Source organism: Sorangium sp. So ce836, from assembly GCF_028553905.1.
In the GTDB taxonomy this organism is placed as follows: Bacteria; Myxococcota_A; Polyangia; order Polyangiales; family Polyangiaceae; genus Sorangium; species Sorangium cellulosum_D.
The window spans coordinates 2,024,568-2,045,615 of record NZ_CP102233.1 but is presented as its reverse complement, the minus strand read 5'-3'; the positions used below and the strand labels follow the sequence as shown (position 1 = coordinate 2,045,615).

Below are 21,048 nucleotides of genomic sequence, written 5' to 3'. Positions count from 1 at the left end.
GCGTCGAGCGGGCGGCTCACCGGTTTCGCGGCGAGCGACACTTGCGCGGCCTCGAGGCCAGCACCACTTACGCGCACCAGAAGCGAGCACCTTGTACGCAGGCAATACCGAGCTGGGCATCGAGGGCGAGCGAGGGGGCGGGATGGGCAGTGTCGATGTGGACTACCTGGTCCGTTTGAGGCGTGCGGCGGTCAGGATCAAGGAGCTCGAATCCAAGGCTCTCGAAGCCGAGCAAGCGAGGACGGAGCCGATCGCCGTCGTCGGGATGAGCTGCCGGTTCCCCGGCGGCGCGGCCGATCTGGAGTCGTTCTGGCAGGCATTGAAGGACGGCACCGACGAAATCGGGGAGATCCCCACGGACAGGTGGCCGGCGGACGCGACGCCACCGGATCAGCCGTCGACGCGCTGGGCCGGACTCCTCCCCGCGTCCGCGATCGACGGGATGGACGCGCCGTTCTTCGGGATCGCGCCTCGCGAAGCGGCGAGCATGGACCCGCAGCAACGGCTCGTGCTCGAGGTGGCCTACGAGGCGCTGGAGGACGCCGGTCATCTCCCCGAGCAACTGAACGGGAGTCGGACGGGCGTGATGCTCGGCGTATCAAGCGCGGATTACCAACACCGCTTGTTCTCCGCGGGGCCCGCTCACCTGGACGCTTATGCCGCCACCGGCACGATGCTCAGCGCGGCGGCGGGACGCCTGTCCTACGTGCTTGGGCTGGAGGGGCCGTCCCTCTCCGTCGACACCGCTTGCTCCTCATCGCTCGTGGCCATTCACCTGGCCTGTCAGAGCCTGCGCAACGGCGAGAGCGCGCTCGCCCTGGCGGGCGGGGTCAATGTCATCGTCATCCCGACCGGGATGCATCTCTTGGCGCAGATGCAGGCGATATCGCCGGACGGCCGCTGCAAGACCTTCGACGCGAGGGCCAACGGGTACGTGCGCGCGGAGGGCTGCGGCATCGTCGTCCTCAAGCGGCTCTCGGATGCGCAGCGCGACGGGGATCGGGTGTGGGCGTTGATCCGGGGCTCAGCGGTCAATCAGGATGGCCGCTCCTCGGGGCTGACCGCGCCGAACGTGCTCTCGCAGGCGGCGCTGCTCCGGACCGCGCTCGCGAGCGCCGGCGTCTCGCCGTCCCAGGTGGGCTACGTCGAGACCCACGGCACGGGGACTTCCCTCGGAGATCCCATCGAGGTCGAGGCGCTGAAGGCGGTCGTGGGCGCGCCTCGACCGGATGGATCGACCTGCGCGCTGGGAGCCGTGAAGACGAACGTGGGCCACCTCGAGGCAGCCGCGGGCGTAGCGGGGCTGATCAAGGCCGTGCTCGCGCTCAAACACGAGACGATCCCTCGCAATCTCCATTTCGACACGCTCAATCCGAGGATCTCCCTCGAGTCCACCTCGCTGGTCATCCCGGTGGAGGAGCTGCCCTGGAAGGCCGGCGGGGCGCCGCGTATCGCCGGGGTGAGCTCGTTCGGGATCACCGGGACCAACGCTCATGTGGTGCTGGAGGAAGCGCCCCGATATGCAGCGGCGCCCGCCGGCGAGGCGTCCGCCGTCCTCCTGCCGCTGTCCGCGAAGAGCCCTGAGGCGCTCAAGGCGCTGGCCCAGGCCTACGCGAGCCACCTCGCCCGCGCGCCCGCCGAGGACACGGCGAGCATCGGGGATATCGCCTACACCGCGAGCGTGAGGCGGGGCCATCATGAGCATCGCCTCGCGCTCGTCGGGGGCAGCCTGGAGGCGCTGCGCGCCTCGCTCGACGCGTTCCTCCGCGACGAGACTCACGCCTGTCTGGCGCAGGGGCGGGCCGAGCCCGGCCCCCGGCCCAGGCTTGTGTTCGTCTACCCGGGCCAGGGCTCGCAGTGGGTCGGCATGGGGCGCGCGTTGCTCGATGAGGAGCCGGTCTTCCGCGCTGCCATGGACGCGTGCGATCACGCGATCCAGCGCGAGGCCGGCTTCTCGCTGCTCGAGGAGCTCCGCGCCGGCGCGTCCGCATCGCGGCTCGAGCGCATCGACGTCGTCCAGCCGGCGCTGTTCGCGATGGAGGTGGCGCTCTCGACGCTGTGGCGCTCCTGGGGAGTGCACCCCGACGCGGTGGTGGGCCACAGCATGGGCGAGGTGGCCGCCGCGCACGTCGCCGGCGTCCTCTCGCTCGAGGATGGGGCGCGCATCGTCTGCCGGCGGAGCCGGCTGCTCCGCCGGCTCAGCGGCCAGGGCGCCATGGCGCTCGTGGGTCTGTCGCTGGATCGAGCGGAGGAGGCGCTCTCGGGCTACGAGGATCGGCTGTCGGTCGCCGTCAGCAACAGCGAGAGGTCCTCCGTCCTGTCGGGAGACCCCGGCGCGCTCGACGAGGTGCTCGCGCGGCTCTCGCAGGCGAACGTGTTCTGCAAGCGGGTCAAGGTGGACGTCGCCTCGCACAGCCCGCAGGTGGATCCGCTTCGCAGTGAGCTGCTCGACGCGCTGTCGGGGCTCGCGCCCGGCGCGGCCACGCTGCCCATCTACTCGACCGTGACCGGCAGGGCGCGCGAGGGCGCGGGGTTCGGTCCGGAGTACTGGGTCGAGAACCTGCGGCGCCCGGTGCGGTTCTCTCAGGCCGTTCAGCGGCTCATCGCGGACGGTCACGCGCTCTTTCTGGAGGTGAGCCCGCACCCGATCCTGCTGCCGGCCCTGGAAGAGGGGCTGGATGTCGGCGGGCAGTCCGGGGCGGCGCTGCCGTCGCTGCGCCGGGGAGAAGAGGAGCGGCGCAACCTCCTCGAGTCGCTGGGCGCCCTGTACACCCGCGGTTATCCGGTGGAGTGGAGGCGGCTGTATCCGAACGGAGGGCGGTGCGTGCGGCTGCCGACGTACCCCTGGCAGCGGCAGCGGCTCTGGATCGAGGTCGCGCGCGGGTCGACCGCGGTGCGCGGCGCGGTCGACACCGGGCACCCGCTGCTCGGCGCGCAGCTGCCCGTGGCGGGCGCGGGCGCCGTGTTCGAGGCGGTGCTCGGGCCCTCGCTCGACGATCACCGCGTCTTCGGCGAGCCGGTCGTACCGGCGACGGTGATGCTCGAGCTCGCGCGCGCGGCCGCGACGAGGCAGCCCGGGTCGGGCCGAGCGCGGGTGAAGGCGCTCGAGCTGACCGTGCCGCTCGTGCTGCCGGCTTCAGGGGAGCTGCGGATGCAGGTGGTCATGTCCGACGCGCCGGCCGGGAGCGCGGCCGTGGGGGTGTACAGCCAGGCCGCCTCCGCGCCGGCGGGCGAGGCGTGGACCCTCCACGCGAGGGGGCATGTGGAGCCGCTCCCCACGGACGCGGAGCCGCCGGCGCTGGATCTCGCCGAGGCCCGCGCGCGCTGCAGCGCGGCTGTCGACGTCGCGGCGCTCTACGCGGCGTGGCGCGACCTGGGGCTCGACTACGGTCCTGCGTTCCAGGGGATCACGGCCCTGTGGCAGGGGGAAGGCGAGGCCGTCGCCCGCGTCGGGCTGCCGGCGGGGGCCAGCGGCAGCGCGCTCGCGGACACGGCGTGCGGCGTGCCTCCGGCGCTCCTCGACGCGGCGCTGCAGGCGCTGAGCGCCGCGATGCCCCTGCTGGCCAAGGGACATGTGTACCTGCCGGTCGAGGTCGGAGAGTTCACCGCATGGCAGCCCGGGGCGACGGCGTTCTGGGTCTACGCTCGAGGGACGAGCGCGCCGGGACCGGAAGCCGAGGTGCTGTCGGGCGACGTTACCGTGCTGGACGAGCGCGGCGGGGTGCTGGCCGATGTCAGGGGAGTCCGGCTCAAGCGCGCCGACGAGAACGCGCTGCGGCGGCCGCGGAGCCCGGTCCCGCGGTCGTCGCTGTACCAGGTGGCCTGGCGGGAAGCGGCGCCGGCGCCGGACGTCAAGACGCCCTCGGGCGCCTGGCTCCTGCTGGCGGAGGGCTCGGCCCTCGGCGACGCGGTGGCGGCGCGCCTGCGCTCGGCGGGAGCGCAGTGCACGACCTTGGCGCTGCACCAGGACGCCGCGCTTCGGGGTGGAGAGCTCCGCGCCACGGCCTCGCGCGTCGGCGAGGCGCTGGGGCGGGCGGTGGCCGCCGCGGCGGAAGCCGGACGGCAGCCGCTGGAAGGCGTCGTGTGCCTCTGGGGAACGTCGGCCGCGACGGAGGCAGGGCGCTCGCCTGCGGACGCCGCGGAAGCGCTCGCGGCCGCAGGGCTCGCCGTGGCGCAGGCGCTCGCGCGGCAGGGCGCGAAGGTGCTGTCGCGTCTGTGGTGGGTGACCGAAGGCGCGCAGGCGGTGCGCCGGGGCGAGCAGGTCGCGGCGCAGCTGGCGCCGCTCTGGGGGCTCGGCCGGGTGGTCATGCAGGAGCACCCGGATCTCGGCTGCACGCTCCTGGATCTGGAGCCGGGCGCCGAGGACGCCGTGGAGGCCCTGTGGAGCGAGATCACGCGGGCCGATGAGGAGAACCAGGTGGCATGGCGGTCGGGGAAGCGCCTCGCGGCGCGGCTGGTCGAAGCGCCTGCCGCGGCGGCGCTCGCGGTCCCCGACGCAGCGTCGTACAGGGTGGAGATCGCGCAAAGAGGTCTGCTGGAACAGCTGCGCGTGGTCGCGGCGGATCGCCGGGCGCCGGCGGCGGGCGAGATCGAGATCGAGGTGACCGCCTCGGGGCTCAACTTCCGCGACGTCCTGAGCGCCCTGGGGATGTACCCAGGCGAGGCCGGGCCGCTCGGCAGCGAGTGCGCGGGCACCGTCACCGCCGCGGGCGCGGGTGTGGAGGACCTCGCTCCGGGCGACGCGGTGCTCGCGCTTGCGCCGGGCGCCTTCAGCCGGTTCGTCACCGTGGATGCGCGCCTCGCGATCCGGCAGCCGGCAGGGCTCTCGGCAGCGCAGGCGGCGACCGTGCCTGTCGCGTTCGTGACAGCGCTGTACGCGCTGCGCGAGGTGGGCCGGCTCCAGCCCGGCGAGCGGGTGCTGATCCACGCCGCCGCCGGGGGCGTCGGGATGGCCGCGGTGCAGATCGCGCAGTGGCTTGGCGCCGAGGTGCTCGCCACGGCGAGCCCCCCCAAGTGGGCGGCGGTCCGGGGGATGGGCGTGCGCCACGTGGCCAGCTCGCGCACGCTGGCGTTCGTCGACGACTGCCGCGCCGCGACGCAGGGCGCAGGGGTGGACGTGGTGCTCAACTCCCTGAGCGGCGCGTTCGTCGACGCGAGCGCCGCGCTGCTGTCGCCGAACGGTCGCTTCCTCGAGCTGGGCAGGACCGACGTGCGATCGGCGGCGGCCATGACGGCAGCCTATCCGGGGATCAGCTACCGGGTCCTCGACGTCTGCGACGTCGGGCCGGATCACATCCAGCAGATGCTCCGGGACATCGCCGGCGGCCTCGCTTCAGGACACCTGCGGCCGCTGCCGGTGCGCTCGTTTGCGACGACCGACGCCGAATCCGCGTTCCGGTGGATGGCGCAGGCCAGGCACACCGGCAAGGTCGCGCTCTTGCCGGCCCCCGTCGCGCCGGCGCCGGCGGTCCCTGCCAGCAGCACCGTGCTGATCACCGGCGGGCTCGGTGCCCTGGGGCTGCACGTGGCGCGGTGGCTCTGGGAGGAGCACCACGTCCAGCACCTCGTCCTGGCGGGACGGCGCGCGCCGGAGGGCGATCGCCTGGCCGCGGTGGAGGCGCTGCGGGCGGCGGGGGCTCGCGTGACGGTGGCGCAAGCCGACGTGGCGGACGCTGCCCAGGTGAAGGCGCTGCTCGACGCGATCCCGGAAGAGCTGCCCCTCCGCGGCGTGATCCACGCCGCGGGTGTGCTGGACGACGGGGTGCTGTCTCAGCAGAACGCGGAGCGGTTCGCCGCCGCGCTCTCGCCCAAGGTGCGCGGGGCGTGGAACCTGCACGAGCAGACGCGCCACGCGCCGCTCGCCTTCTTCGTGCTCTTCTCCTCGGCCGCGTCGTTGCTCGGCCCGCCTGGGCAGAGCAGCTACGCCGCCGCCAATGCGTTCCTGGACATGCTGGCGCACGCACGGCGCGCCGAGGGGCTGCCGGCGCACAGCCTGAACTGGGGCCCCTGGTCGGGTACGGGCATGGCCGCGGGGATGGATCCGCTGAAGCAAGCCCGCCTCGCGCGCCGGGGGATCAGGGGGCTCGCGCCGGAGCAGGCCCTCGCGCTGCTCGGGCAAGCGCTGGCGCGGCCCGAGCCCGAGCTCTGCGCGTTGCTGCTCGACGCCCTCGCGCTGCGGCAGGAGCTCTCCTCGGGCCCCGTGCCGCCGCTGTGGCGAGCGCTCGTGGCGCCGCACGGGGGACGTGCGCAGGCGCGCGCCGCCGGCGGGTGGGCCGAGCAGCTCGGCGCGCTCGCGCCGGCGGCGCGGGCGGCGGAGGTCGAGGCGGCGGTTCGCGCCGAGGTGGCGAAGGTGCTGGCGCTCGGCTCCGCGGCTGACGTGCGCACCGGCCGCCCGTTCAAGGAGCTGGGCCTCGACTCACTGATGGCGGTGGAGCTGCGCAACGCGCTCGCAGCGCGGCTGCGCGTGCGGTTGCCTGCGACGCTGGCGTTCGATCACCCCACCGTCGAGTCCATGACGCGCTACCTGCTCGATCTGTTGTCGCCCGACCGCGAGAGCGCGAGGCCGGCGCAGCCGAGCGCGCCCGCGGCGCTCGAGGAACCGATAGCGATCGTGGGCATCGGCTGTCGTTTCCCGGGCGGCGCGCGGGATCCGGAGAGCTTCTGGCGGCTGCTGGACGAGGGGGTGGATGCGGTCGAGGAGGTGCCGAAGGACCGCTGGGACATCGACGCGTTCTACGACCCCGACCCCGACGCGGCGGGCAAGACGATCTCCCGCTGGGGAGGTTTCCTCTCCACGGTGGACGAGTTCGATCCGGGCTTCTTCGATGTCCCGCCGTGGGAAGCGGCGAGCCTGGACCCGCAGCTGCGTCTGCTCCTGGAAGTGAGCTGGGAAGCGCTGGAGCGCGCGGGGCAGACGCTGGAGCGGCTCGCGGGCAGCGACACCGGCGTCTACATGGGGATATGCAGCAGCGAGTACCCGTCGTTCGCGGATGGACGCGCTGAGGCGGTCGATCCGCACGTGTTCCTGGGGACCGCGCACAGCACCGGCGTGGGGCGCCTCTCGTACTGGCTCGGGCTCAAGGGCCCCAACATGCCGGTCAACACGGCGTGCTCGTCGTCGCTCGTGGCTGTTCACCTGGCGTGTCAGGCGTTGCGCGCCGGCGAGTGCTCGCTGGCGTTGGCCGGCGGGGTCAACCTGATCCTGACGCCCAGGGGTGCGATCTGCTTCAGCAAGATGCGGGCGCTGTCGCCGACCGGCCGCTGTCGCGCCTTCTCGGCCGACGCGGACGGCTTCGTGCGCAGCGAGGGGTGCGGCGTCGTGGTCCTCAAGCGGCTATCCGACGCGAGGCGAGACGGCGATCCGATCGCGGCCGTGATCCGCGGATCGGCCGTCAACCAGGACGGCCGCAGCAACGGGCTGACGGCGCCGAGCGGGCCCTCGCAGGAGGCGGTGATCCGGCGAGCCCTCACGCAGGCAGGCGTCCCGCCAGCGGCCGTCGGGTACGTGGAGGCGCACGGGACAGGGACGCCGCTCGGCGACCCGATCGAGGTGCAGGCGCTGGCGAAGGTGCTGGGCGAAGGACGCGCGGGAGACGAGCCCGTGGTCCTCGGCTCGGTGAAGACGAACCTGGGCCACACCGAGGCGGCGGCGGGGGTCGCGGCGCTCATCAAGACGGCGCTCGCGCTCCAGCATCGACGCATCCCGAGGTCGTTGCACTTCACAAGCCCGAACCCTCACGTCCCCTGGGAGACGCTGCCGGTGAGGGTGGCGACCGCGAGCGTCCCCTGGGCGGCGAACGGAGCGGCCCGGATCGCCGGCGTGAGCTCGTTCGGGTTCGGCGGGACCAACGCCCATGTCGTGCTGGAGGCAGCGCCGGATCTCGAGCCGCGGCAGGAGGAGGCGCCCCGGCGCCCGCTGCACGTCCTCGCGCTGTCGTCCAAGGCTCCCGAGGCGCTGCGGGAGCAGGTAGAGCGCTACGCCGAGCACCTCGTGAGCCATCCGGAGCAGTCGCTCGCGGACCTTTGCTACACGGCCAACACCGGCCGCAGCGGCTTCGCCCATCGCTGGGCGGCGGCGGCGGAGACACCGGAGCAGATGGTGGCTGCCCTGAAAGCCGCTGGCGCCGTGCTCGCCACGGCTGCGCCGGCCCAGCTGCAGGACGGCGAGCCGCCGCGGCGGCCGAAGGTGGCTCTCCTGTTCACCGGGCAGGGCTCGCAGCACGCAGGCATGGGCCGGGAGCTCTACGAGACCCAGCCGGTCTTTCGCGAGGCGCTGGACCGCTGCGACGCGTTGCTCAGGCCGCTGCGCGAGCGGTCGCTCCTCTCGGTGCTGTACCCGAAGAAGGGGGAACCCGACCTCCTGCACGAGACCGCCTGGGCTCAGCCCGCCTTGTTCGCGGTGGAGTACGCCCTCGCGGAGCTCTGGCGCTCATGGGGCGTGACGCCGGACGCCGTGCTCGGCCACAGCGTGGGCGAGTACGCGGCGGCCTGCGTCGCAGGCGTGTTCTCGGTGGAGGACGGGCTCCGGCTGATGGATGTGCGGGGGCAGCGGATGCAAGCGCTGCCCGAGGGCGGAGCGATGGCCTCCGTCCGCGCGAGCTCAGCCCGCGTGGCCGCGGCGATCGAGGCCCAGGCCGACGCCGTGTCGATCGCGGCGTTGAACGGACCCGAGCACGTCGTGATCTCGGGCGCCGACGAGGCGGTGCGGGCTGCGTGCGAGGCGCTGTGCGCGGCAGGAATCGAGACGAAGCGGCTCCCCGTGGCGCACGCCTTCCATTCGCCCCTGGTCGAGCCGATGCTCGCCGACCTCGAGCAGGCAGCCGCGAGCGCGGCGCTCGCGTGTCCGCAGGTCGCGCTCGTCTCCAACGTGACCGGCGGCCTGGTCACACGCGAGCTCATGACCGCCTCGTACTGGAGGCGCCACGCGCGCGAGCCGGTGCGGTTCGCCGATGGGATCGCGGCGCTTCACGCCGAGGGGATCGAGCTCTTCCTCGAGATCGGCCCGCGACCGACGCTGCTGGGGCTCGGAGAGGCATGCTCGCCGGACGCCAGAGCGGCGTGGCTGCCTTCGCTCTGCCCCGGGCAAGGCGACTGGCCGACGATCGTGAAGAGCCTTTGCCATCTGTACAGGAGCGGCGTCCGCGTAGACTGGGACGGCTTCGACCTGCCGTATCTGCGCCGACGCGTCGACGCGCCAACCTACCCGTTCCGCCGGTCGCGGTTCTGGATCTCCGCGGCGGCGCAGGAGAGCGGGCCGCCGCCCGCGCCGCGCCATGCTGCGGACGGGGCAGCTCCGGCGCCCGAGCTCGCGGAGGCTGCGTCGTGCCCCGCGCCGGACGGAGGCGCAACCCTGCCGGGCGCGCCGGAGCGGGGCACGAGGCTCCTCGAGGAGATCCGCGAGGTCTTCGCCGGATTCTTCGCGCTGCCCGCGGCGGAGGTGCAGACGGATCGCAGCGTGCTCGAGATGGGCCTGGACTCGCTCGGATTGTTCCGCTTCAGGAAGGTGATCGAGCAGCGTTTCCAGGTGACGATCCCGCTCAGCGCGTTTTACGAGGAGGCCGCGAACCTGGAGCGCATCGCGTCGCTGATCGACAGGACGCTGCCGCCCGAGCCGGCCGCGGTGGTCGAGGCTCGGCGCCCGCCGCCCCCGCCGAGCAGCGCGGGCCGCGCGCAACCCTGCTCACCCTTCCCACCGCAGGAGCCGGTCGCGCCGAGCACGCTCAGGACCGGAGACGAGGCGGGGAGCGCCGTGGAGCGGATCGTCCTGGAGCAGCTCGCCCTGCTCCGGCCGCAGCGCCAGGGGGCCGAAGCGAGCGGGGCCGTGGAGCGGATCGTCCTGGAGCAGCTCGCGCTCCTGCGGCAGGCCCACGACGGCGCCGGCGTCGGCGCTCCCGCGGGCGCGGCCTGTCTGCTGCCCCCGCCGCCTTCGTCCGGCGACGCTCCGGCGCGCCTTGCCCCGCGCCCGACCCGGGAGGAGCAGGCGCCGCGCCCGGCCGCCGCCGCGCCCCGACGAGAGGGCGATCCGGCGACCTTCGTCCCCTACCGCCCGATCCAGACGGCGCGCGAGCCCGAGAGGGACGCGAAGAAGACCGCGTTCGTGGAGGCGCTTGTCCGCGAGCTCACGGCGCGCACCCAGGGCTCGAAGCACCTCACCGAGGAGCACCGCGCCGCGCTCGCCAACAACCGCGCCGTGGCCGGGTTCCGGTCGTCCTGGAAGGAGATGATCTACCCGATTCATGCGGTCCGGGCCGAGGGGAGCAGGATATGGGACGTCGACGGCAACGAGTACATCGACGTGACCATGGGGTTCGGCGTGTACCTCCTGGGGCACGCCCCCGCGTTCGTCGTCGAGGCGGTCATCGAAGAGCTCCGCCGCGGCGCGCCCATCGGGCCCATGACGGAGCTGCCGAGCCAGGTGGCGAAGCTCATCATCGAGGCGACCGGGGTCGAGCGGGTCGCCTTCTACAATTCAGGGACGGAAGCGGTGATGGTGGCGCTCCGCCTGGCGCGCTCCATCACTGGCCGTTCGAAGGTGGCGCTCTTCGGAGGCTCGTTCCACGGCAGCTTCGACGGCGTCCTCGCGATGCCCGGCCTCGACGGCCCGAGCTCGGGCGCGGTGCCGATGGCGCCCGGAACGACCGACGCCATGGTCAGCGACGTCATGGTGCTCGACTACGGCGCGCCCGACGCGCTCGAGGCGATCCGCGGGTGCGGGGACGAGCTGGCCGCCGTGCTGGTAGAGCCGGTGCAGAGCCGGCGCCTCGACTTGCAGCCTCGGAGCTTCTTGCACGAGCTGCGGCGGATCACGACGGAGTCGGGCGCGGCCCTCATCTTCGACGAGATGATCAACGGGTTCCGGATCGGGCGCGGCGGAGCTCAGGCGCACTTCGGAGTTCGCGCCGACCTCGTCACCTACGGAAAGGTCATCGGCGGCGGGATGCCCATCGGCGTCGTGGCCGGGACACGACGCTTCATGGATGCGGTCGACGGTGGTCTGTGGCGGTTCGGCGACGATTCTTATCCACGGGTGCGGAACACCTTCGTCGCGGGGACGTTCTGCCACCACCCGGCGGCGATGGCGGCGGCACGCCAGGTGCTGCTGCACCTGAAGCGCGAGGGCGACGGTCTGCAGGAGCGGCTCACCCGGAAGACAGCGGAGCTCGTGGCAGAGCTCAACGGCCACTGCGAGCGCGCGGGCGCCCCGGTGCGCCTCGTGCATTTCGGCTCGGTGTTCCGCTTCCAGCTCAAGGGGGACTGGGAGCTCCTCTTCTACCGGCTCCTCTGCAAAGGGATCTACGTCTGGGAAGGCAGGAACTGCTTCCTCTCCACGGCCCACTCCGAGGAGGACATCCGCCGGCTCGTCGCTGCCGTGAAGCAGTCGATCGACGAGATGATGGCGGCCGGGTTCGCGCCCGCGCCCGCGTCCGTGCCGCCAGAACAGCCCGGCAATGACAGCGCGGCGACGGCGGCCGCACCGGCGGCCGGTCCCGCGGTCTACCCCATGTCCTCTGCCCAGCGGCGGGTCTACGTGCTCAGCCAGACGGAGGCCGGCGAGCGCGCCTATCATGTCATCGGCGCCCAGGAGATCGTCGGCGCCCTGGACGAAGCGCGTGTCGTGGCGTGCTTCCGGACGCTGATGCAGCGGCATGAGAGCCTGCGCACCGGGTTCGATCTGCGCGAGGACGGCCAGCTCGTTCAATGCGTCTACCCCTCTGTCGAGCTCGACGTCACACGAGAGCAGGGCAGCGATATCGACGCATGGCTCCGGCAGCTCAACCGGCCGTTCGCGCTCTCCCGCCCGCCGCTCTTCCGGGTAGGGCTGCTCGAGGTCGGCGAGGACCGGCGGATCCTGGCGCTCGTGCTGCACCACCTGCTCGTGGACGGCCTCTCGGACGTGATCCTGCTGCAGGAGTTCGCCTTGCTGTACCGCGGCGCTGCGCTCACGGCTGCGCCGCGGCAGTGCCACGAGCACGCGGCCTGGGAGCAAGAGTTTCTGCGCAGCGAGGCGTCGGCTGCGCAGCTCAGGTACTGGGAAGAGCGCCTGTCCGGCGAGCTGCCGAGGCTCGCGCTCTGCACCGACTTTCCGAGGCCGCCGGTGCGCCGTTTCGAGGGCGCCGAGGTCTGCCTCGAACACCCCGCGCAGCCGCTGCGGCGGCGGGCGCAGGAGCGCGGCACGTCGCTCTACATGCTGCTCTTCGCGGCGTACCACGCGCTCCTCCAGCGCTTGACCGGGCAATGCGATCTCGTCATCGGCACGGCGCACAACGCCCGCCAGCGCGGCGGCTTCGACGAGGCGGTCGGGATGTTCGCCAACGTGCTGCCGCTGCGGGTCGCGATCTCCGAGGACGCCACCTTCGTCGAGCTCCTCGACGAGGTGAAGCGGCGCTGCCTCGAGGCGTACGAGCACCAGGACGTCCCCTTCGAGACCCTCGTCCAGCGCATGAAGGCGGGCGGCGATCCGAGCCGCAACCCGCTCTTCGACGCCATGTTCTCCTACGAGCGGGCGGACGAGCGGGGGATCCGGCTCCCCGGGCTCGAGATCAACGAGCTCAGGAGGCCGAGCGAGGAGGCCCCGTTCGATCTCTACCTGGACATCGCCGAGACGCGCGGCGTGCTCCGCCTTCGATTCGAGTACTCCACGGCGCTCTGGAGGCGGGAGACAGTGGAGCGCTATGCGGCGTACTTCCGCAACCTCCTCGGAGAGATCGAGGGCGATCTGGCGCGCTCGACGGCAGAGGCGCCGAGGAGGCGGGTCGGCGAGCTCTCGCTCCTGACCGCGGAAGAGCGGCGCGAGCTGCTCGTGGCGTGGAACGACACGAGCACCGCCTACCCGCGCGAGCTGGCCGTTCACGAGGCCTTCGAGGCGGAGGCCGAGAGGACGCCGGACGCCATCGCGGCGGAGCACGGAGAGCAGCAGCTCTCGTACAGGGAGCTGAACCGCCGCGCGAACCAGCTCGCGCGTCACCTGCGCACGCTGGGGGTGGGGCCCGAGGTGATGGTCGGTCTCTGCGTCGAGCGGTCGTTGGAGATGCTGGTAGGCCTCCTCGGCATCCTGAAGGCGGGTGGGGCCTATGTCCCTCTCGATCCGACGTATCCCAGGGAGCGGCTGGCGTTCATGATGTCGGACGCGGCGCTCCCGGTGGTGCTGACGCAGACGTCGGTGGCCGGCGCGCTGCCGCGGTCCGCGGCCGCTGTGGTTTGCCTGGACGCCTGCGGAGGCGTCATCTCCCGCGAGAGCGCGGAGGACCTCGGGGGCCGTCATGGCGGCGAGCGCCTCGCCTACGTGATGTACACGTCTGGCTCGACCGGTCGGCCCAAGGGCGTCTGCGTCCCGCATCGCGCCGTGGTTCGGCTCGCGTGCGCCACCAGCTACATCCGAATCACCCCGAGCGATGTCGTGCTGCAGTTCGCGCCGATCTCCTTCGACGCGTCGACCTTCGAGATATGGGCCGGCCTCTTGAATGGCGCGCGCGTGGCCATCGCGCCTCCCGGACCGGTCGATCTCGCCGAGCTCGGGCGGACGCTGGCGCACCACCGCGTGACGACGTTGTGGCTCACCGCGCCGTTGTTCCACCGCATGGTCGAGGAGCGCCTCGACGATCTGCGCGGGCTCAAGAACCTCCTGGCCGGCGGCGACGCGTTGTCGGCGCTCCATGTCCGGCGCGCGCTCGCGGGGCTGCCCGGCTGCCGTCTGATCAACGGGTACGGGCCCACGGAGAACACCACGTTCACCTGCTGCTGGCCCGCCGAGGCCCGTGCGCTCGTCGGCGCCTCGGTCCCGATCGGCCGCCCCATCGACGACACACGCGTGTACCTGCTCGACGCCAGGCTCCAGCCCGTCCCTGTCGGCGCCGCCGGGGAGCTCTGCACGGCGGGCGACGGGCTGGCGCGGGGCTATCTCCACGACGACGCGCTCACGGCGGCGAGGTTCGTCCCGGACCCGTTCAGCAGCGAGCCCGGGGCGCGGCTGTACCGCACCGGGGATCTCTGCCGTTATCGGCCGGACGGGCTGATCGAGTTTCTGGGCCGCGCGGATCATCAAGTGAAGATCCGGGGCCACCGGGTCGAGCTCGGGGAGATCGAGGTCGCGCTGGGGCGGCACCCCGCGGTGCGGGCGGCGGCGGTCGTGGCGCACGAGGACGTGGCCGGGGAAAAGCGCCTGGTTGCGTACCTGGTCGCGCGCGAGGACGCGGTGCCAGCCGCGACCGAGCTGCTGGCGCACCTGCGCGAGACGCTCCCGGAGCCCATGCTCCCGACCGCGTTCGTGTGGCTCGCCGCGATGCCGCTCGGCCCGAGCGGCAAGGTCGATCGTGGCGCGCTGCCGGCTCCCTCCACGGCGCAGGACGGAGGCTTCGTCGCGCCGCGCACGCAGGCCGAGCAGCTGATCGCGGATATCTGGGCGGAGGTGCTGGGCCACGCGCGCGTGGGGAGCAGCGACAGCTTCTTCGCGCTCGGCGGACATTCGCTGTCTGCGATGCAGGTGGCTTCGCGGCTCCGCTCCGCGTTCGGGGTGGAGCTCTCGTTGCGGGCGCTGCTCGAGGGGCCCACGGTAGCCGAGCTCCGCGGGCACATCGAGGCCGCCCAGCGCCGCGGCGTGCCGGCTCCGCCGCCGATCGAGCGCGCCGGGCGCGAGGGCGAGCTGCCGCTGTCCTTCGCGCAGCAGCGGCTCTGGTTCTTGGATCAGCTGGAGCCGAACAGCCCCTTGTACAACCTCCCGGCGGCGGTGCGCCTCACGGGGTGGCTCGACGTCGCCGTGCTGGAGCGGAGCCTCTGCGAGATCGTACGGCGCCATGAGGTTCTCCGGACCAGGTTCTCCTCTGCCTCCGGGAAGGCACGCCAGGTCATCGAGAGCGAGGTCGGCTTCGCGCTGCCCGTCATCGACCTCGGGGCGCTGCCGACGTCGGCCCAGGACGCCGAGATCCGGAGACGGGCGCAGGACGAAGCCGCGCATCCGTTCTCTCTCGGCGAGGTGCCGCTCTTCCGGGCGGCGCTGCTGCGGATCTCCGACACGGCTCACGTCCTCCTGTGGACGATGCACCACATCCTCTGCGACGGCTGGTCGATGGGCGTCTTCGTCCGCGAGCTCTCCACGCTCTACAGCGCGTTCTCGGCCGGGCGGCCGTCGCCGCTGCCCGAGCTGCCCATCCAGGTCGCGGATCACGCCCTCTGGCAGCGTCGATGGCTCTCGGGCGAGGTGCTCGAAGCACAGCTCGCGTACTGGACGCGGCAGCTCGGCCGCGCGCTGCCCGTGCTGGAGCTCCCCACCGATCGACCGCGTCCAGCAGTGCAATCGCACCGGGGTGCGTCCCTGCCGGTGGAGCTGCCCAGCGAGCTCTGCGCAGCCCTCCGGGACCTCTCCCGGCGGCAGGGCGTGACGCTGTTCATGACCTTGCTCGCGACGTTCGAGGTGCTCCTGTCGCGCTACGCGGGGCAGGACGACATCGTCGTGGGCACCCCGGTTGCGGGTCGCACCCAGGGGGAGACCGAGGGGCTGATCGGCCTGTTCGCCAACACGCTGGTGCTGCGCAGCGACCTCTCGGGAGAGCCGACGTTCATCGAGCTGCTCCGCCGGGTGCGCGAGGTGACACTGGACGCGTATGCCCACCAGGCGGTGCCGTTCGAGAAGCTGGTCGAGGAGCTCGCCCCGGTGCGGGACCTCAGCCGCTCACCGCTGTTCCAGGTGATGTTCGCCTTCGAGAACACGCCTCCACCGGCGGCGTCCCTCGGCGATGTGAGCCTGACCCCTCTCTGGGTGGAGAGCGCGACAGCGAAGTTCGACCTCACGCTGTCGCTCCAGGAGAGCGAGGGCGTAATCCGGGGAGAGCTGGAGTATGCCACGGACCTCTTCGACGCGGCGACCGCGGCGCGGATGGCACGGCACTTCCAGACGTTGCTGGAAGGCATCAGCCTCTCGCCCGAGCGGAGCATCTCGGATCTGCCACTCATCACCGCAGCGGAGCGGCATCAGCTGGTCTCGGAGTGGAACGACACCCGGGTGAGCTACCCCGAGGACACGTGCATCCACGAGCTCTTCGAGGCTCGAGCGGAGGAGCGGCCGGACGCCGCCGCGGTGGTGTCCGGACAACGAGCGCTCTCGTACCGCGAGCTGAACCAGCGCGCCAACCGGCTCGCGCATCACCTGCGGTCGCTCGGTGTCGGGGCGGAGGTTCGCGTGGGGATCTGCGTCGAGCGGTCGCTCGAGATGGTGATCGGGCTGCTCGGCATCCTGAAGGCGGGCGGCGCCTATGTGCCTCTCGACCCGGCGTACCCGCAGGAGCGGCTCGCCTTCATGCTCGAGGACAGCGGGGCCACCGTGCTCATCACGGACGAGCGGCTCCACGGCGCGCTGCCCGCGCCCTCGTGCTCCCGGGTCCTGCTCGAGGCGGCGCAGGCGCAGGGGGGCCGCGAGAGCGCCGAGAACCCGCGCTGCCACGTGGCGCCTTCCGACCTCGCGTACGTCATCTACACGTCGGGCTCCACGGGACGTCCCAAGGGCGTCGCCATCGAGCACCGGAGCGCGGTGGCGTTTCTCCACTGGGTCCAACAGGTCTTCTCGCCGGACGAGCTCGCCGGTGTGCTCGCCTCGACCTCGCTCTGCTTCGATCTGTCGATCTTCGAGGTGTTTGGCGCGCTGAGCGCCGGCGGCACGGTCATCGTCGCGAGGGACGCCATGGAGCTGCCGTCTCTCCCCGGGCGCGACGCGGTCACGTTGATCAACACCGTCCCTTCTGCGATGGCCGAGCTGCTGCGCATGGGCGCCCTGCCGCCTTCGGCGCGCACGGTCAACCTTGCAGGGGAGACGCTGGACAGCGCGCTCGCGCAGCGCGTTCACGCGGTGCCGACCGTCGAGCGGCTGTACAACCTCTACGGCCCCACCGAGGCCACCACGTACGCGACCATCTCCCTCGTGGGCCGCGGCTCACGTCTGCCACCCAGCATCGGCCGCCCGATCGCCAACACCCGGGTCTATGTGCTCGACGCGCGGCTCGAGCCTGTGCCTGTCGGCGTGTATGGCGAGCTGTACGTCGGCGGCGCGGGGCTATCGCGCGGTTACCTCGGCCGGCCCGAGCTCTCGGCCGAGCGGTTTGTCCGCGATCCGTTCTCCCCCACCCCGGGCGCCCGCATGTACCGGACGGGCGACGTCGCGCGCTTCCGGCCGACGGGAGAGCTCGAGCTCTCGGGGAGGCTCGATCATCAGATCAAGCTGCGCGGATACCGGATCGAGCTGGGTGAGATCGAGGCGGCCTTGCGGCGACATCCCGCGGTGCGCGACGCGGTGGCGATGGCGCGGCACGACGATGGCGGGGACAGGCGCTTGGTCGCGTACGTGGTCGCGCGCGAGGGCGAGGCGACGTCGATCGCCATGCTGCGCGACCACCTGCGCCGGCTGCTCCCGGAGCCGATGGTCCCGTCCGCGTTCGCGTGGATCGAGGCGCTGCCGCTGACCCCGAGCGGCAAGGTCGATCGGAACGCCCTCCCCGCCCCCTCCCGGACGCGGCCGGAGGAGGGTGATTTCGTCGCTCCGCGCACCCCCCCGGAGGAGCTCCTGGCCGGCCTGTTCGCCGATGTGCTGGGCCGAGATCGGGTAAGCGTCCTCGACAGCTTCTTCGAGCTGGGCGGGCACTCTCTCTCCGCGACGCAGCTGCTCTCGCGGCTCCGCGCCAGCTTCGCGGTGGAGCTACCGCTGCGCGCGCTGTTCGAGACACCCACCGTATCGGGTCTCTGCGAGCGGGTCGAGTCCGCCCGGCGCAGCGGCGCGCCGCTGGGGCCGCCGATCGAGCAGGGACGCCGCGACGGCGAGCTGCCGCTGTCGTTCGCGCAGCAGCGGCTCTGGTTCCTCGATCAGCTGGAGCCGAACAACCCAACGTACATCATTCCAGCGGCCCTGCGCCTCGATGGGCCGCTCGACGCACAGGCCCTGGAGCGAAGCTTGCGAGAGATCGTGCGGCGCCACGAGGCGCTCCGGACGAGCTTCCCCGTCAACGACGGTAGAGCGCGCCAGGCCATCGCCCCCGAGCCGTCGCTGACGCTGCCCGTGGTCGACCTCGGGGAGATCCCGGCGCCGGCTCAGGAGGCCGAGGTGCGGCGGCGGGCAGAGGCCGACGCGAGGCTGCCGTTCTCGCTCGCGGAGGGGCCGCTCGTGCGCGCCATGCTGCTACGCCTCTCCGAGAGGGCACACGTCCTCCTGTGGTCGATGCACCACATCATCTCTGACGGATGGTCGACAGGCATCCTGCTACGGGAGCTGTCCGCCCTCTATGAAGCGTTCTCGGCAGGTCGGCCCTCCCCCTTGCCCGAGCTGACCATCCAGGTCGCGGATCACGCCCTCTGGCAGCGACGGTGGCTGTCCGGCGAGGTGCTGGAGGCGCAGCTCGCCTACTGGAAGCAGCAGCTCGCCGGGGCGCCGCCGGCGCTGGGAATGCCGACGGACCGGCCGCGCAAGGCCATAGCGTCGCACCGCGGCGCCACGGCGCCGGTCGCGCTGCCGGGCGAGCTGTACGCCGCCCTGCGCGCCCTGAGCCGGCGGCAGGGCGTGACGCTGTTCATGACCTTGCTGGCGGCCTTCCAGGTGCTCCTGTCCCGCCATGCGGGGCAGGATGATATCGTCGTGGGCACGCCGATCGCGAGCCGCAACCAGGTCGAGCTCGAAGGGCTGATCGGGTTCTTCGTGAACACGCTTGCGCTGCGCACCGATCTCTCGGGCAACCCGACGTTCGTCGAGCTGCTCGAGCGGGTGCGGGAGGTGACGTTCGGGGCTTACGCTCACCAGGATCTGCCATTCGAGAGGCTGGTCGAGGAGCTCGCGCCGGCGAGGGACATGAGCCGATCGCCGCTCTTTCAGGTGATGCTCGTGCTGCAGAACACGCCGCCTCTGGCGCGCTCGCTGGGCGACGTGGCGCTCTGCCCGATCCCGGTGGAGAGCGCCACGGCGAAGCACGATCTCACGCTCAGGCTCCAGGAGACGGACGGCAGGATCGAGGGGGAAATCGAGTACGCAACGGACCTGTTTGACGCCGCGACCATCGCCCGGATGGCGGAGCGCTTCCGTACGCTCCTGGAGGCCGTGGTGGCCGATCCTGGGCGGCGGATCGGGGAGCTGCCGATCCTCCCCGACGAGGAGCGGAGTCGGGTGCTCGCGGCGTGGAACAACACTGGGGCGGCGTATCCCCACGACCGTTGCATCCACGAGCTCGTCGAAGCGCAGGTCGAGAGGACGCCGGACGCCCTGGCCGTCCTCTGCGACGATCGGCAGCTGTCGTACCGTGAGCTGAACGGGCGAGCCAACCAGCTCGCGCGCCATCTCCGCTCGCTCGGGGTGGGCCCGGAGGTGCTCGTCGGCCTCTGCGTCGCGCCGTCGCTGGACATGATCGTCGCGATCCTGGGCGTGCTCAAGGCCGGAGGCGCCTACGTCCCCGTGGATCCGGGCTATCCGCCGCGGAGGATAGCCGCCCTGCTCCAGGATGCCGCGGCCCCGGTGCTGCTCACCCAGGAGCGGTTGTTACCGCAGCTCCATGCCGGTCCGGCGCGCGTGGTCTGCCTGGACGCCGGCTGGCCCGCGATCGCCGAGGAGCGCGCGGACAACCTGGCCACCACGGCGCGCCCGGAGCATCTGGCGTACGTCATCTACACCTCGGGCTCCACGGGCGCGCCGAAGGGCGTCGAGGTCCTCCATGGAGGCCTGGTCAACTACGCGAGCTTCATCTGCAAGAAGCTCGGCTCCGATCGTGGGGCCAGCCGCGGCCTCGGTTTCGGCGTCGTCTCGACGATCGCGGCCGACCTCGGCAACACCAGCATCTTCCCCGCATTGATATCCGGTGGATACCTGCACGTGCTCGATCAGGAGACACGCACGGACCCGGAGCTCTTCAGCGCGCGCGCGCGCCAGCATCCCATCGACGTCCTCAAGATCACGCCATCGCACCTCACCGCCCTCCTCGAGGCGAGGGCGCCCGAACACGTCCTGCCGCGCAGGTACCTGATCACGGGCGGCGAGGCATGTCCGTGGAGCCTGGTGAGGCGCGTGCGGCAGCTGAGCGACGTGCCCTGGATCAACCACTATGGCCCGACCGAGACCACGATCGGCGCGCTCACGTTCGACGTCGGGGGCGGCGAGGCTGCGCGCGACGCTGGGGGGACCGTGCCGATCGGGAGGCCTGTGGCCAACACCCGGATCTATCTTCTCGATCCAGAGCTCAGGCCGCTCCCGATCGGCGTGCCCGGGGAGCTGTTCATCGCCGGCCGCGGCGTGGCCCGCGGGTACCGCAATCGACCCGAAGAGACGGCAGGGCGCTTCCTCCCCGACCCGTTCTGCGGTGCGGCGGAGCGCTCCGCGGCCGCCGAGCCGCCCGCGCCCACCCCGCCGCGGATGTACCGGACCGGCGATCGTGGCCGGTACTTGCCCGACGGAAACATCGAGTTTCTCGGTCGCCTCGATCACCAGGTGAAGATCCGTGGGTATCGCATCGATCCTGGTGAGATCGAGGCGGTGTTGAGGCAGCACCCCCGGGTGCGAGACGCAGCCGTGATCGCGCGTGATGGCGTGGCCGGGGACAAGCGCCTCTGGGCGTACCTCGTGGCGCGGGATGGCGCGGCGCCGGGGGCGACCGCGCTGCGCAACGACCTCCTCGAGACGCTGCCTGAGCACATGGTGCCTGCAGCGTTCGCGTGGCTGCAGGAAATGCCGCTCACGCCGAACGGCAAGATCGACCGAGCGGCGCTCCCGGATCTCTCGCTCGCCGGCCTGGAGCAAGAGCGCGGCTTCGTCGCCCCGCGCACGCCGCTGGAAGAACGCGTGGCGGGCGTCTTCGCCGAGGTGCTGGGCGTCGAGCGAGTCTCCGTCGGCGACGACTTCTTCGATCTCGGCGGGCACTCCCTGCTCGCCGTGCTGGTGATCTCTCGGCTGCGCTCGGCCCTCGGCGTCGAGTTCCCGCTACGGGCGCTGTTCGAGGCGCGCACCGTGGAGGAGTTCGCGCGCGTCCTCGGCGCGCTGATGGGTGAGACCGACGTCGAGGAGACCGTCATCTGACCGGACCGCTGCTCTGGAGATCG

At 72.2% G+C, this 21,048-nt stretch carries 1 protein-coding gene; it reads left to right on the top strand.

What is annotated here, in order from left to right; translation table 11 throughout:
* Positions 1-142 precede the first annotated feature (142 nt).
* The gene (locus tag NQZ70_RS07450; RefSeq protein WP_129573599.1) at positions 143-21,025 is read left to right on the top strand and encodes a non-ribosomal peptide synthetase/type I polyketide synthase; all 20,883 of its coding nucleotides are present in this window, start codon (positions 143-145) and stop codon (positions 21,023-21,025) included.
* The last annotated feature ends 23 nt before the right edge of the window (positions 21,026-21,048 follow it).